The 14413-nt window shown below is 75.5% G+C and carries 12 protein-coding genes; 10 read left to right on the forward strand and 2 right to left on the reverse strand.

What is annotated here, in order from left to right:
• Positions 1-903 precede the first annotated feature (903 nt).
• From EU555_RS12430 to EU555_RS12465, 8 genes are all read left to right on the forward strand, one after another.
• A complete protein-coding gene (locus EU555_RS12430) occupies positions 904-1854 on the forward strand; it encodes an AAA family ATPase (protein ID WP_245524289.1) in 951 nt (316 codons plus the stop codon).
• 77 nt (positions 1855-1931) lie between these two features.
• A complete protein-coding gene (locus tag EU555_RS12435) occupies positions 1932-2777 on the forward strand; it encodes a DUF58 domain-containing protein (protein ID WP_135415118.1) in 846 nt (281 codons plus the stop codon).
• Positions 2764-3198 (forward strand): DUF4381 family protein, encoded by a 435-nt coding sequence (locus EU555_RS12440; RefSeq protein WP_135414954.1) that lies wholly within the window; start codon positions 2764-2766, stop codon positions 3196-3198. Before EU555_RS12435 ends, EU555_RS12440 begins: the two co-directional genes overlap by 14 nt.
• 11 nt (positions 3199-3209) lie before the next feature.
• The gene (locus tag EU555_RS12445; protein WP_135414955.1) at positions 3210-4178 is read left to right on the forward strand and encodes a VWA domain-containing protein; all 969 of its coding nucleotides are present in this window, start codon (positions 3210-3212) and stop codon (positions 4176-4178) included.
• The gene (locus EU555_RS12450) at positions 4175-5095 is read left to right on the forward strand and encodes a VWA domain-containing protein (protein WP_135414956.1); all 921 of its coding nucleotides are present in this window, start codon (positions 4175-4177) and stop codon (positions 5093-5095) included. Before EU555_RS12445 ends, EU555_RS12450 begins: the two co-directional genes overlap by 4 nt.
• Positions 5095-5919, forward strand: a complete 825-nt coding sequence (locus EU555_RS12455; protein ID WP_135414957.1) for a tetratricopeptide repeat protein — start codon at positions 5095-5097, stop codon at positions 5917-5919. Before EU555_RS12450 ends, EU555_RS12455 begins: the two co-directional genes overlap by 1 nt.
• On the forward strand, positions 5913-7154 hold the full coding sequence (locus tag EU555_RS12460) for a BatD family protein (RefSeq protein WP_135414958.1): 1242 nt from the start codon (positions 5913-5915) through the stop codon (positions 7152-7154). The genes EU555_RS12455 and EU555_RS12460 overlap by 7 nt, the downstream gene beginning before the upstream one ends.
• A gap of 625 nt (positions 7155-7779) precedes the next feature.
• Entirely contained in the window at positions 7780-9015 is a 1236-nt protein-coding gene (locus EU555_RS12465) for an allantoate amidohydrolase (protein WP_135414959.1), read from the forward strand.
• A gap of 536 nt (positions 9016-9551) precedes the next feature.
• Here EU555_RS12465 and EU555_RS12470 read toward each other — a convergent pair.
• On the reverse strand, positions 9552-11708 hold the full coding sequence (locus EU555_RS12470; RefSeq protein ID WP_342636471.1) for a vWA domain-containing protein: 2157 nt from the start codon (positions 11706-11708) through the stop codon (positions 9552-9554).
• Positions 11698-12354 carry an RNA polymerase sigma factor gene (locus EU555_RS12475; RefSeq protein WP_135414960.1) on the reverse strand — a complete coding sequence of 219 codons (657 nt, stop codon included), beginning with the start codon at positions 12352-12354 and terminating at the stop codon, positions 11698-11700. Before EU555_RS12475 ends, EU555_RS12470 begins: the two co-directional genes overlap by 11 nt.
• 254 nt (positions 12355-12608) lie before the next feature.
• On the opposite strand from EU555_RS12475, the gene EU555_RS12480 reads away from it, so the two are divergent.
• Positions 12609-13736, forward strand: a complete 1128-nt coding sequence (locus EU555_RS12480) for an Mrp/NBP35 family ATP-binding protein (RefSeq protein ID WP_135414961.1) — start codon at positions 12609-12611, stop codon at positions 13734-13736.
• The gene (gene mobA / locus EU555_RS12485) at positions 13733-14371 is read left to right on the forward strand and encodes a molybdenum cofactor guanylyltransferase MobA (protein WP_135414962.1); all 639 of its coding nucleotides are present in this window, start codon (positions 13733-13735) and stop codon (positions 14369-14371) included. The genes EU555_RS12480 and mobA overlap by 4 nt, the downstream gene beginning before the upstream one ends.
• Positions 14372-14413: the final 42 nt, after the last annotated feature.

Consider the following 14413-nt stretch of genomic DNA (forward strand, 5'->3'; position numbering starts at 1 on the left):
TAACCCGAATGGACACCCGCGCCGGTCTTGGATCCTAACCCCGAACGGCCGCAGCGCGTCCTTGGCCGCCGCGTGCGCCTGCGTTCCCCACCGCTCGAAAAAACTCGCCGCACTGCCGGTCCATTTCGGCTCATTCGTCGGGCTTGAGCCCGGGACAGGGCGGCACGCCGGGCGAGAGGCTGGCGAGGCCGCGGGACCGGGCGAGGATGATGGGAGCGCGCGAGATGGCGCAATGACTGCGGCGTCGGCTACAGGAACGCTACAGATTGACGTGAACCGATCGCGAACGTTCCGCGATGACCGGGGGCACTTAGCCTTGATTTTGCTCAGGAATTTCGGTGAGCCGGACGTTATGAGCGGTCGGCTCTCACCATTGAGCGACAGGCCCACGGCTTTCGTCTTCGAGACCTTGCCGCCCCATCTGCCATCGGGGGGCAGCTTCGGCGACGCGATCCTCGCCCGTAGGTACCCGGGCAGCGGCCGCCGGGCAAGACCCCGACGGTCGCGAGTCAGGACCACTCGGAGAGGATCCCGCCGAGCGGGGTGGAGAGCAAGGTGCCTGTTTTCGGCGATGGCCTCGCGGATGGCGCGCAGGGATGCAGGTGCGTCGGGGATCGCCTCATCCCCGACGCCGCGCCCCACCGCGGACTTAAGCACACCCTACCCACCCGGCACGCGGGATTGACGCCCTCCGGAAGACGCGGCCTGATCCCGCCCAAGGCCGGCCGCGCAGGACCGGCCCGCGAGGGAGACGCACGGGATGGCGCGTAGCGCTGAGCAGGCCGGGGCGATGCCGCGGCGCGGGGCACCGTGAGGGCCGGCCTGAACGGACGGGCGCCCGGCCTCGACGGGCCGGCGCCTGTCCTCGACCGACCGGAGGCCGGCCGCGACGAGGCGGAGGCGGTGCGGGCGCGGCTCCACGCGCTGCGGACCGGCCTGGAGGCGGGCCTGATCGGGGCGGCGGGCCTCGTCGAGCGGTTGCTGATCGGGCTCCTCACCGGCGGCCACCTGCTGATCGAGGGGGCGCCGGGCCTCGCCAAGACCCGGGCGGTCAAGCGCCTCGCCGACGGGCTCGACACGGGCTTCGCCCGGATCCAGTGCACCCCCGACCTGATGCCCGCCGACCTCACCGGCACCACGGTCTGGCGGCCCGACGGCGGCCGCTTCGAGTTCCTGGCCGGCCCCCTGTTCCACTCCCTGGTGCTCGTCGACGAGGTCAACCGGGCGCCCCCGAAGGTGCAGTCGGCCCTGCTCGAGGCGATGGCCGAGCGCCAGGTCACGGTCGCGGGCCTCACCCACCCGCTGCCCGACCCCTTCATGGTGGTGGCGACCCAGAACCCGATCGAGCATGCCGGCACCTTCCCGCTGCCCGAGGCGCAGCTCGACCGCTTCCTGCTCCACGTCGTGGTGGCGATGCCCGACGAGGCCGCCGAGCGCCGCATCCTCGACCTCGTCGAGGGCGAGATGACCGAGGAGGCCGCCCCGATGCCGGTGCGCCTCACCGCCGAGGAACTGCGCGCCGCCCGCGCCGCGGCGCTCAAGACCCACGTCTCGCCGGCGCTGAAGGATTTCCTCGTCCGCCTCGTCGCCGCCACCCGCGGCGGACCGGCGGCGCCCGACCTGCGGGCCGCCATCGAGCACCCGGTCTCGCCCCGCGGCACCCTGGCGCTGATGCTCGCCGGCAAGGCCCGGGCCTACCTGCACGGGCGCGACCACGTCGTGCCGGACGACGTCGTGGCGCTCGCCGGCGACGCGCTCGCCCACCGCCTCGCCCTGACCTGGCGGGCCGCCGCCGAGGGGCAGACCGCCCGCGCCCTGGTCGCCGGCCTGCTCGACCGGGTGCACCCGCTCTGAAGGGATCGTCCGTGGCACCGCCGCCCAGCCCCGACCCGCTCAGCCGTCCCGGCATCGCCGTCGAGGCCGGCGCCCTGATGGGCCTGCGCCACCTCGCCCGGCGCGGCGGGGCCGGGACGACGCGGGCCCGCGCGGGGCTGCCCGGCGGCATCGTCACGCGGCGGCGCGGGCGCGGCACCGAGCCCGACGACGTGCGCCCCTGGGCCGAGGGCGACGACGTGCGCCACATCGACCGCAACGCCACCGCCCGCACCGGGACGCTCCACGTGCGCACCCACCACGAGGAGCGCGACCGCGCCGTGGTGCTGCTGGCCGATTTCCGGCCCTCGATGCTGTTCGGCACCCGCCGGGCCCTGCGCTCGGTCGCGGCGGCGGAAGCCCTGGCGCTCCTCGGCTGGCGCATCGCCGGCGACGGCGGCCGCGTCGGCCTCTGCGTCGCCGCGGCCGAGCCGCTGGGCCTGCCCCCGTCGGGCGGCGGGCGCGGCATGGCGGCCCTGTGCGGGGCGCTCGCCCGGGCGCACGGCGCGGCGCTCGCGGCCCCGCCGCAGGCCGACCCGCCCCTGGGGCCAGCCCTGGAGCGGGCCCGCGCCCTGCTGCCGGCGGGCGGGCACCTGGTGCTGGCGAGCGCCCTCGACGCCCCGGGCGACGGCTTTTCGGACAGCCTCGCGGCCCTCGCCGAGCGGATCTCCCTGAGCCTGATCCTGGTGAGCGACGCCTTCGAGCGCGCCGCGCCGCCCGGCCTCTACCCCTACGCGATGCCCGACGGCCGGCGCGGCACCGCCCGGATCGGCGCGACGCGGCCGGCAGCGGACGACCGGCTCGGGGCCGTCGCGCATCTCGGCCTCACCGCCCTGCGCCTCGACACCGAGACCGGGCCGGAGGGCTTCGTGCCCCTGATGGAGCGGCTCGATGCCGTGCTGTGAGGCCAGTCAAGCCGCCCTCGCGGCCTTGCGCGGCCTGCACCCCCCGCCCGATCCGGGGCTGGTGCGGCCCGCGATCCTGGCGGCCATCGCGCTCGGCCTGGCGCTCGCCGGCCTGGCCGCCTGGCTGCGGCCGCGGCTTCGTGCCCGCCCGGTTAGGCGGGCCGCCCTGGCGGAGCTCGCCGCCGCCCGCGCCCTGCCGCCGGGCGAGCGCCGCGTCGCCCTGGCGCGGCTGAGCCTGCGCCTCGCCCGCAGCCTCGGGGTCGAGGGCTTGGGCGGCCTCGACGCGCGCCTGCGCACCGACTTCTTCGGGAGCGGCCCCGGCCGGGTCCTGAGCCAGGACCTCTACGCCCCGGGCCCCGCCCCCGACCTCGCCCCCGTCGAGGCCGGGCTCGCCCGCCTCGTCGCGTCCTTGCGGGCGTGAGAGGACCCGCGATGGCCGGCCTCGCCTCCCTCGACTTCGCGGCGCCGCTCGCCGGCCTGCTCCTGCCGCTGCCCCTCCTCGCCGCCCGGCTCCTGCCGCAGCGGCCGGGCGGCAGCGGCGCGCTCGCGGTCCCGGCCTCGATCGTGTCCGGGCTCGACGGCGGCGGGCGGCTCCGCGTCGGCGCCCGCGGGCGCGGCGCCCTGACCTGGCTCACCTGGATCGCCCTCGTGGCGGCGCTCGCCGGGCCGCGGCTGGTGCTGCCGGGGGCGGCGCTGCCGGCCTCGGGCCGCGACATCGTGCTGGCCCTCGACCTCTCGGGCAGCATGGAGCGGATCGACTTCTCCCTCGACGGCCGCACTACCTCGCGGCTCGCGGCGGTCAAGCGCGTCGGCGCCGGCTTCATCCGCCGCCGGGCCGGCGACCGGGTCGGCCTCGTGATCTTCGCCGACCAGGCCGACGTCGCCGCCGCCCCCTCCTTCGACACGCAAACCGTCGCCCGGGCCCTGGAGGAGGCCGAGATCGGCCTCGTCGGCCGCTCCACCGGCATCGGCGACGGGCTCGGCCTCGCCCTCAAGCGCCTCGAACCCCTGCCGGGCCCCGCCAAGGTGGTGGTGCTGCTCTCCGACGGGGCCAACAATGCCGGCCAGACCACGCCGCGGGACGTGGCGGCGCTCGCCCGCGACCTCGGCATCCGGGTCCACACCATCGCGCTCGGCCCCCGCGACCTCGCGGATGCCAACGGCGAGCAGGACGTGGTCGATTCGGACGCCCTGCGCGACGTGGCGACGACGAGCGGCGGCCGCTTCTTCCGGGTGCGCACCACCGACGACCTCGCGGGCGTGGCCGACAGCATCGACGCCCTCGAGGGCGGGCGCGACCGGGCCCCGCCGGTGCCCTTATCCCGCGACCTCTGGCCCTGGCCCGGCGCCGTGGCGCTCCTCGGCACCCTCGCGCTGCTGCTGATGCGGAGGGCGGGATGACGGAAGGCCTCACCCTCCTGCGCCCGTGGTGGCTCCTCGCCCTGCCGCTCCTCGGGCTCCTGGCCTGGCGCGCCGCCTCCCGGGCCGCCCCCCTCGGCGACTGGGTGCGGGCGGTGGAGCCGCACCTGATGGCGGCGCTCGCCGCCCGCGGCGCGGTGCGGCCGGGCCGGCGCGGCGGCCAGGCGCTCCTCGCTCTCGCGGGGATGCTCGTGGCGCTCGGCCTCGCCGGCCCGGCGCTGGAGCGCCGCGACACCGCGGGCTTCCGCAATCTCGACGCCACGATCCTGTGCCTCGACCTGTCGCGCTCGGTCGCCGAGGGCGGGCGCCTCGGCGAGGCCCGGGCCCTGGCGCAGGGGCTGGCCGAGGCCGCCGGCACGCGGGCGGTCGCGGTCGTCGCCTATGCGGGCGACGCCTATCTCGCGGCGACGCCGACCACCGACCGCGACAGCCTCGCGACGATCCTGTTCGCCCTCGACGGCGCCACCGTGCCGGACCGCGGCAGCCACCCGGCCCGGGCGCTGGCGCTCGCCCGCCGCACCCTGGCGGAGGGCGCGGTGGTGACCGGCGACGTGGTGCTCGTGAGCGACGGCGGCGGCCTCGACGACGCGGCCGCGCGCGAGGCGGCGGCGCTGGCGCGCGAGGGCCACCGGCTCCACACGGTGCTGGTGCCGGGCCCCGCCCTGCCGCCCGAAGCGCCGCGGCCGGACGGGGCCGGGCTCGCGCGCCTCGCGGCCTCAGGCGGCGGCACGGCCGGCAGCCTCGACGCGCCCGGCCCGGTGCTGGCGGCGGTGTCGGAGAGCGTGGCCCGCCACCTCGCGGACGGGGGCTACGCGGTGCTGGCCTGGCAGGATCTCGGCCGCTGGCTCGCCGGCCTCGCGCTGCTGCCGGTCCTGCTGCTGTTCCGGCGGAGCGCCTGATGCGGGCCGTCCTCCTGGCGATCGGCGCCCTCGCCCTCATGGTCCTCGCCGTCGAGCCCGCCGCCCTCGCCCGCCTCCTTCTCGGGGCCGGGCTGCCGGGGCTCGCCGCACAGGTCGCCGACGACCCGGCCTGGCGCGGCACCGCCCTCTATGCCGCCGGCCGCTACGCCGAGGCGGCGGAGGCCTTCGCCGGATCGCCCTACAACCGCGGCAACGCGCTGGCGCGCGCCGGCGATCTCAAGGGGGCGCTCGCCGCCTACGACGCCGCCCTCGCCCGCGATCCGACGGACGAGGACGCCAAGGCCAACCGCGAGCTGGTGGCGCGCCTCCTCGACACGCCCGACGCCCCCGGCGGCCGCACGGCCGGGCAGGCCAATGCCCGGGCCGACGCGGCGACGCGCTACGCCACCAAGACCGAATCCGACGCCGACGACCCCGGCACCGCCTCGACCGGCGAGGGTCTGGCCGGCCACCGCGAGGCCTCATCGGCGGCCGACTCCCCCGGCAACGCGAAGGCGGCCCGCACCGGCCGGGCCGAGCAGCGGGCGGTCGATCCCGGCCGCGGCCAGGCCCGCGGCTCGGCCAGCGACGCGGAAGGCGGCGGGCGCCAGGGCGGCGGCAATGCCAGCGTGTCCGAGGTGATCGAGCGCGAGGTGCGGCGGGTCTCGAAGAGCTTCGAGGCGCGGGAGATCCGTCCCGACCGGCACTGGCTCGCGACCCTGCCGGACGATCCCGGCCGCTTCGTGCGCCTGCGCATCCTCGCCGAGCAGACCCGGCGCCGCGCCGCCGGCACCGCGGTGCAGCCGGGGAGCAACCCATGGTGAGGTGGCTCCTCCTCCTCGTCGCCGCCTCCCCGGCCCTCCTCACCCCGGCCCTGGCGCTGGAGGACGGCGACCTGACCCTGACCGTCGCGGCCGAGACCGCCGGCAAGGCCGCGCCCTACCCGCGCGAGATGGTGCTCCTGCGCATCCGCGGCACCTACCGGGCCCAGATCGCGCTGGAGGACTTGCGCCAGCCGAGCCTGCCGCATTTCGGCTGGACCCAGCTCGGCCGCGACCGCTGGTTCCGCACCGCGATCCAGGGCCAGGAGGCCCGCGGCTTCGAGCGCACCGTCGCGGTCTTCCCGCAAGGGGCCGGCCGCTTCGTCATCGATCCGTTCGTGCATCGCCTGACCCTCGTCGACAACGGCGAGCGCCGGCTGATCGAGGTACGCTCCCCGCCCCTGCCGCTGGAGGTCGCGGCCTGGCAGGGGCCGGGCGGGCCGGACGCGCCCGAGCCGTGGTGGCTGCCGGCGCAGGACCTGACGGTGACGGACGTCTGGGAGCCCGAGCCGGAGAACCTGAAGCTCGGCGAGCCGGCCCGCCGCACCGTGACGCTGGAGGCGCGCGGCCTCACCGCCGACACCCTGCCGCCGCGGCCGGTTTTGCGCACCCGCGGCGTCCTCACCTTCGCCGGGCCGGTCGAGCGCCAGACCCGCATCACCCCGGACGGGCCGGTGGCCCGGGTGACCTATCGCTGGGACGTGCGCCCCGGCGTGCCGGAGCCGGTCACGCTGGCAGCGGTTCCGGTTCCGTGGTTCGACACGAAGGCGCGGGTGATGCGCGAGGCCGAGATCCCGGCCCGCATCGTCGGGGGCCGCGCCGCCAAGGCAGCGGACGAGGCACCGACTCCCCCGGCCTCGCCCTGGCGCGCGGCATTGGCGGGGCTCGCCGCCTTCGGCCTCGGCCTCGGCGCCTGGGGCAGGTTGCGACGCCGCGAGGCCCCGGCGGGCCCCGCCCTGCGGGCGCTCGCCCGCGCCGCCCGGCGGCGGGACGCGCGGGGCGTCCACGCCGCCCTCGCGGAGGCCGCCCGCCGTGACGCAGGCCTCGCCGCCTCCTGGCGCGCCGATCCCCGCACCGGCCCGCGCCTCGCCGCCCTCGACGCCGCCCTGTTCGGGGAGGGTCGCGCCCCGCTGCCGGATCTCGCCGGCCTCGCCCGCGATCTCGCGCGCATCCGCCCGCCCGCCTCGGCGCCGGACGCGCTTGCCCCCCTCGACGGGCCGCGGCCGACGCGGCGCTGAGCCGGCCCTCACGGGCGTGATGCCGTCGGCTGCGCGTCCTGCAGGTTCTGTCCGATCAAAGAAAAAGGCGCGACTCTCTCCCCTCCCCACGGGCGGGGAGAGGACTCGGGGATCAAAGATCCCACGTCCCGTTCAGGGAGCGCAGCAAGCCCGCGCAGCGAACCGCGGGTTCGCCGCGGGGGTGAGGGGGTGTCTCCGGATGAGGCTCCTCCGGCACCACCTCCTCACCCTCGCTCCGGCTTTCGCCTGCACTCCTCGCTTGCACGACAGGGTGCAAGCGACCCTCTCCCCGCCCGCGGCTTGCGGATTCACACAACGGCAGTGCGCATCGCCTCTCCCCGCGGGCGGGGAGAGGGCTCCGGCGACTTTATGGTCGACGGAGCGAGGCGGAGCCGATGGTGAGGGGGAGGTGCCGGAAGAGCCTCATCCGGAGATACCCCCTCACCCTCGCTCCGGCTTCGCCTGCGCTGGCTGTGTCTCCTGAACGGAGACACAGCCCTCTCCCCGCCCGCGGGGAGAGGGGTAAACCCGCGCTTCACAGTCTCTGGACAGCCCTGCCCCGTTGCTCGACCGGGACCGGGCCTGCATACCCCCTCGCTCGAAGCCTGAAGGGTCGCTGACCGCCATGACCGACACTCCCCGCCTCGGCGCCCGCGTGATGGCGCTGATCGACGATCTCGCCCGCCACACCGACGAGCCCGGCCGGCTCACCCGGCTCTACCTGTCGCCGGCCCACCGGGCGACCGCCGAGGCGGTGCTTGGCCTGATGCGGGCCGCCGGACTCGCGGCCCGGATCGACGCCGCTGGCAGCGTGGTCGGGCGGATCGAGGGGCGCGAGCCAGGGCTGCCGGCCCTGGTGCTCGGCTCGCACATCGACAGCGTGGTCGATGCCGGGCGCTACGACGGCCCGCTCGGGGTGGCGGCGGGGCTGGTGGTGGCCGAGGAGCTGTCCGGCCTGCCCCTGCCCTTCGCCCTCGAGGTGGTGGCCTTCGGCGACGAGGAGAACGTGCGCTTCCCGACCTCGCTCTCGACCTCCAAGGCCTGGGCCGGGCAGTACAAGCCGGACTGGCTCGACGGCCGCGACGCCGCCGGCACCACCCTGCGCGAGGCCTTGCGCGGCTTCGGCGGCGATCCGGACGGGATTCCGGCCCTCGCCCGCCGGCCGGCCGAGATCGCCGGCTACCTCGAGGTCCATATCGAGCAGGGTCCGGCGCTCGAGGCCGCCGCACAGCCGGTCGGCGTGGTGTCGGCCATCGTCGGGCTCACCCGGGCGCGCTGCACCGTGACGGGCGAGGCCAACCACGCCGGCACCGTGCCGATGGGGATGCGCCGGGACGCCCTCGCGGCCGCCGCCGAGATGGCGCTCGCGGTCGAGCGCCTGGGCGAGGGCGTGCCCGGCGCGGTCGCCACGGTGGGGTCGCTCGCTGTGGTGCCGGGCGCCGTCAACGTGATCCCCGGCCGGGTCGACTTCACCCTCGACGTGCGCGCGCCGGACGACGCGGATCGCGAGAGCCTGTTCCAGGCGATCCAGGCCGAGTGCCGGACAATCGCCGCGCGCCGCAGGCTCGGCTTTTCGTCCGAGACCTTCATGGACAACCAGGCGGTCGCCCTCGATCCGGGCCTGCAGGCCGCGCTGGAGCGCACCGCCCGGCGCCTCGGCCACGCGCCCCTGCGGCTGCCCTCCGGCGCCACCCACGACGCGGTGGCGATGGCCGCGCTCGGGCCCTCCGCGATGCTGTTCGTGCGCTGCCGCGGCGGCATCAGCCACAACCCGGCCGAGTCGATCACCGTGGAGGATGCCGACGCGGCGACGCGGGTCCTCCTCGGCACGGTGCGCGACCTCGCGGGCCTGACGGGCTGAGAGCCAGTTTGATCGTCTCCCAAAGGATTGACACCCTCAATGTCATTCCGGGGCCGCGCAGCGGAGCCCGGAATCCAGATGCACAGGTGATTTTTCAAGAACACAGGGTGCGTTCCGCTTTATTCTTTCAGAACCTATTTGACTGCCGAGAATGGTATAGGATGGACCTGATCTATCCCATCCTCGACCTCATCCTGAGGTGCCGGCGATCGGAGATCGCAGACTGAAAGGAGCCTCGAAGGAGGGCTCCAGATATCACAGTAATTGCTGGAGGCCTCCTTCGAGGTCAGCCGATCTTCGATCGACTGACGCCTCAGGATGAGGTTGAGAGTGGGATAAATTTGGTAGGCACGTCAAACAGGCTCTCAGACCTGAGCTTCTGGACTTCGGGCTCCGCTGCGCGGCCCCGGAATGACCAGGAGGGTGTGACGTCTTTAGTCGCCAATCAAACAGGTTCGGGGTGCTGTAGCCCGCTCGCTGTGCCTCCCTGTCGTTCGCGCCGGCCGCGGAGCGGCCGGCGCAAGAAAGCCCCTACCTCACCGCGGCGCCGGCGCCAGCGCGGCGGCGGACTTCGCGGCGCGGGCGAGGGCGACGAACTCCGCCCGGTAGCCGAACGGGTCGTCGCCTCTCGCTCCAGCAGCGAGGCGCGCGACGTCGTCGTAGCCGAAGCGGCCGGTATAGGTGCCGCCGCGCAGGATCTCGCCGAACGCCGCCACCGCGGCGGCGAAGCGGGCCTCCTGCGGCGCGTCCGCGAGGCGCTTGACCTCCCGGGACGGATCGATCGACGCCTCGATCAGCTGGCTCGTCTCCGCGTCCGGCCGCTTGTAGCGGATCGCCACATGCGCGTAGTCGCCGGACGCCGCCGCCGGTGCGGCCGGCGTCGCGCCGTAGCGCAGGGCCGGCATCACCCGGGGCCCGCCCACCGGCACCACCTCGTAGAGCGCCGTCACGGCCTGGCCCGAGCCGACCTCGCTGGCATCGACCTTGTCGTTGGCGAAGTCCTCGCGGCGCAACGCGCGGGTCTCGTAGCCGATCAGCCGGTACTCGGCGATGGTGGCCGGGTTGAACTCGACCTGGATCTTCACGTCCTTGGCGATGGGCACCAGGGTCGAGGTCGCTTCCTCCACCAGCACCTTGCGGGCCTCGTTCAGGGTGTCGATGTACGCCGCCGCGCCGTTGCCCTCCTGCGCCAGCGCCTGCATCAGCGCGTCGTTGTGGTTGCCCATGCCGAAGCCGAGCACCGACAGGAAGATCCCGGTCTCGCGCTTGCGGGCGATGAAGCCCTTCAGCTCGTCGCGGTCGGTGATGCCGAGGTTGAAGTCGCCGTCGGTGGCGAGCACCACCCGGTTGACCGCCGTCGCCGCGAAGTTCTGCTCGGCGAGGGCGTAGGCCTGGCGCAGGCCCTCCCCGCCCGCGGTGCCGCCGCCGGCCCCCAGGCCCTCGATGGCGCCCAGGATCGTCTGGCGCTCGCTTGCCGGGGTCGGCGGGAGCACCGTGCCGGCCTGGCCCGCGTAAGACACGATCGCGACCCGGTCGCGGCCGTCGAGCTGGGTCAGGAGCAGGGCGAGCGACTGCTTGACCAGCGGCAGCCGGTTCGGCCCCGCCATCGAGCCGGAGGTGTCGACGAGGAAGACCAGGTTGGCCGCAGGCCGGGTCTCCGGCGCCACGGCGTAGCCCTTGATGGCGACCTGCACCAGCTTGCGCCCGTCCGCCCAGGGGCTCGGAAACACCGCCGTGGTGATCCGGAACGGCTCCTCCGGGCCCGTCGGGGCCGGGTAGGCGTACGGGAAGTAGTTGATCAGCTCCTCGGTGCGCACGGCGTTCGGCGGCGGCAGGGCGTTGCGGTTCAGGCTGGCGCGCACGAAGGCGTAGGAGGCGGTGTCGACGTCGATCGAGAAGGTCGAGACCGGCGCCTGCGCCACCGCCTGGAAGCCGCTCGGCTGCGCCTCCGGGAACCGGTCGCGGCCGGTGGGCTCAGGGAGAGGCGCCGGCTCGTGCCTCGGCGCTGCGAGGGTCGCGACCGCGCCTGCGCTCAGCGCCCGGGTGCGCGGTGCCTCGCGCGGCTCCAGCATCGCCATGGACTGGTCCCGCGCGACGCGGCGGTGTTCCTCGATGGCGAGGGGTCGCGCCGGCGCGGGCGGCGGAGGCAGCGCGAGCGGCGCAGGGCGTGCGAGCGGCGCGAGCACGGCCGGCGGAAGCGGCGCGACGGCGGGGCTCGGCGGCGGCGCGGGGCGGGCAACCTCGGGCGGCGGTGCCGGCACCGTCTCGGTCCGGGCGGTCGGTGCCGGCACGGGCGGGGCCTTCGGGGCGGGCTCGCCCGGCCTGGTCTCGCCCGCCTTGGTCTCGCCCGGCTTGGGCAAAGCCGGCTCCGGCACGCCCGGCTGGGGGGTGCCCGCCTCCGGCGCCGGAGGTGCCTCGGGGGCGCGCTCGCGCAGGATCGTCCAGGCGGTCGGCCCGGCCAGGGCAGCGACGAGGGTGGCGGCGACGAGGGGACGGGTGCGGAGCATCAGCGGACCTCCCAGGAGGGATCGACGCTCCTTGCGACGCGCCGGCCCGGCGGAAGCTTGGCGCTGGACCGGGTTTTCCGTGCCGTGCGCCGCGTCGAACCGGGAAAGGGCGGCGGCGAGCGCGCGCTCGCGGGCCTCGGCGGAGGGGAGCGGCGCGGGGGGAAGGCGGTCGGTGTCAGGCGCCATGGCGCTCCTCCGGATCGGTCTTGAGCGGATCGCTCTTCAATCGGCGGCGGGCCTCGTGCAGGCGCCAGGACACCGTGGCCTCGGCGACGCCCAGCGCCCGGCCGGCCTCGGCATGGGTGAGGCCCTCGCCGGCGACCAGCACGACGGTCTCGCGCAAGGCGGGATCGAGGCGGGCGAGCTCCCCGGCGAGCCAGGTGCGGCGGTAGAGGTCGCGTCCGTCGGGCGCCGGATGCAGGCGCAGCAGCGTGCCGAAACCCTCCTTCATCCGCGCCAGGGTGCCGCGGCGGCGGTGATGGTCGCGGCAGGCATTGACCACGATCCCGAACATCCAGGTCGAGACCCGGGCCTCGCCGCGGAATCCCGCGATCCGCTCCACCAGGGCGCAGCAGACCTCCTGCACCAGATCCTCGGCGTCGTGGCGCGAGCCGGTCATGCGCCAGGCGATGCGGTGCATGCGGTCGTAGTGGCGCCGCAGCAGCGCCTCGAAGGCCGCACGGTCGCCCTGTGCCGCCCGGGCCGCGAGCGCGGCGTCGGGATCGGGCGGCGGCGCCCCGGACGGCTCCCGGGGAACCGTGTCCGGCGCGATCGCCTCGCTTCGCGCAGGAAGATCCGGCGCGGCGAGATGTGGCGCGGCGAGAGGCTGCATGTCCGTGTCCCGCATCGTCGGCGGCCGTCCGGCCGCAGGTCTCGAGCGTGAGACGCGGGCGGCGGCGGATTCCTTGGCGCCCGGACGATGAATGATGCAGGCGCCCGGCGCGGTGCGCGATGATCCATCGCGGCGATCGCCGCGATCGTCGATCGCGGCGGGGCGCCCCCCGATTCGGCGCGCTGGCGTTTCCCGATGCAGGAGTTACATGACCCGGACGGGCCGCGCGGCCCGCGGCAGAGGAGCGAGGCGACGTGGCGATCACCCGGGACGACGTGCTGAAGGCGCTCGCGGGCGTGACGGTCGATGCGGCGGGGACCAGCCTGCCGGCCTCCAGGCGCCTGTCGGAGATCGTCATCGACCCCTCCGGCCGGGTGGCGTTCTCCATCGGCATCGCGCCGCCGGAGGCCAAGGCCTTCGAAGCGGTGCGGCAGGCGGCCGAGATCGCGGTGCTGAAACTGCCGGGGGTCAAGGCGGCGCTGGCGAGCCTCACCGCCGAGCGGGGCGCCGGTCCGGCCCCGCGCCCTGCCGGCCCGCAGGGTGCGCCTCAGGGCGGACCCCGCCCCGGCCCGGCCCTGCCGGGGGTGCGCCACATCGTGGCGGTGGCGTCCGGCAAGGGCGGCGTCGGCAAGTCGACCACCGCCTGCAACCTCGCCCTGGCGCTTCGCGCGCAGGGGCTCAAGGTCGGTCTTCTCGACGCCGACATCTACGGCCCCTCGGTGCCGAAGCTCTTCGGCCTCGACCGCAAGCCCGAGACGGTCAACACCCCGCAAGGCCAGCGCATCGTGCCGCTGAACGGCTACGGCATCGCGGTGATGTCGATCGGGTTCCTGATCGCCGCCGACACGGCGATGATCTGGCGCGGCCCGATGGTCCAGTCGGCCCTGACCCAGCTCCTGCGCGAGGTCGCCTGGGGCGAGCTCGACGTCCTGATCGTCGACATGCCCCCCGGCACCGGCGACGCGCAGCTGACGCTGGCGCAAGGCACGCCGCTCGCCGGCGCGGTGATCGTCTCGACGCCGCAGGACCTCGCCCTGATCGACGCGCGGCGCGCCGTGACGATGTTCCGCCGGGTCGAGGTGCCGATCCTCGGCGTGGTCGAGAACATGGCGACCTTCGTCTGCCCGCATTGCGGCGGCACCTCGCACATCTTCGGCCATGGCGGCGCCCGCCACGAGGCCGAGACGCTCGGCGTGCCGTTCCTCGGCGAGGTGCCGCTCAACATGACGATCCGCGAATCCTCCGATGCCGGCCGTCCCGTGGTGGCGGTCGATCCCGACGGGCCGCAGGCCGCCGCCTACCGGGCGATCGCGGCCGGCCTCTGGACGAACCTCAGCGGCGGCGCCGGCCCGCGCCCGGCGCCCCGGATCGTGATCGAGTGAGCACGCCGCCGACCCTCGGGGTGATCCTCGCCGGCGGGCTCTCCCGCCGGATGGGCGGCGGCGACAAGCCGCTGCTGCGGCTCGGCGACAAGACCCTTCTCGAGCGGGTGGCCGAGCGCTTGAGGCCGCAATGCTCGGCCGGGCTGATCCTCAACGCCAACGGTGATCCGGCGCGGTTTCGCGCCTTCACGGGCTTCGTGGTGCCGGATTCCATTCCGGATGCGCCCGGGCCGCTGGCCGGTGTGCTCGCCGCCCTCGATTTCTGCGCCGCGCACCATCCCGACGTTCCTTACGTCGCGAGCGTCGCCGGCGACACGCCCTTCCTGCCCCACGACTTCGTCGCCCGCCTGCACGCGGCGCGCGCCCGCGACGGCGTCGAGATGGCGGTCGCGGCCTCAGGGGGGCAGCTGCATTTCGTGAACGGGGTCTGGGCGGTGACCCTGCGCCACGATCTGCGGGCGGCCCTCGTCGAGCGGGGTCTGCGGCGGGTCGGGATGTGGATCGCGCGGCACAATGCGGCCGAGGCGGCGTGGGAGACGGAGCCGGTGGATCCGTTCCTGAATCTGAACACGCCGGAGGATGTGTTCGCGGCCGAGCGGCTGGTGGCGAACGGGGACCGTTCGCCGATCCAGTAAAGCTTGGATCTGACCCTCCCCCGCAGAGGGGGGAGGGTTGAA

The sequence above is a fragment of the Methylobacterium nonmethylotrophicum genome, assembly GCF_004745635.1.
Classification (GTDB): domain Bacteria; phylum Pseudomonadota; class Alphaproteobacteria; order Rhizobiales; family Beijerinckiaceae; genus Methylobacterium; species Methylobacterium nonmethylotrophicum.

Coding starts and splice junctions, on each gene's coding strand:
- EU555_RS12455 (WP_135414957.1), top strand. CDS start 5,095: ATGCGGGCCGTCCTCCTGGCGATCGGCGCCCTCGCCCTCATGGTCCTC.
- EU555_RS12435 (WP_135415118.1), top strand. CDS start 1,932: ATGGGCCTGCGCCACCTCGCCCGGCGCGGCGGGGCCGGGACGACGCGG.
- EU555_RS12460 (WP_135414958.1), top strand. CDS start 5,913: ATGGTGAGGTGGCTCCTCCTCCTCGTCGCCGCCTCCCCGGCCCTCCTC.
- EU555_RS12450 (WP_135414956.1), top strand. CDS start 4,175: ATGACGGAAGGCCTCACCCTCCTGCGCCCGTGGTGGCTCCTCGCCCTG.
- EU555_RS12440 (WP_135414954.1), top strand. CDS start 2,764: ATGCCGTGCTGTGAGGCCAGTCAAGCCGCCCTCGCGGCCTTGCGCGGC.
- EU555_RS12475 (WP_135414960.1), bottom strand. CDS start 12,354: ATGCAGCCTCTCGCCGCGCCACATCTCGCCGCGCCGGATCTTCCTGCG.
- EU555_RS12445 (WP_135414955.1), top strand. CDS start 3,210: ATGGCCGGCCTCGCCTCCCTCGACTTCGCGGCGCCGCTCGCCGGCCTG.
- EU555_RS12470 (WP_342636471.1), bottom strand. CDS start 11,708: ATGGCGCCTGACACCGACCGCCTTCCCCCCGCGCCGCTCCCCTCCGCC.
- EU555_RS12465 (WP_135414959.1), top strand. CDS start 7,780: ATGACCGACACTCCCCGCCTCGGCGCCCGCGTGATGGCGCTGATCGAC.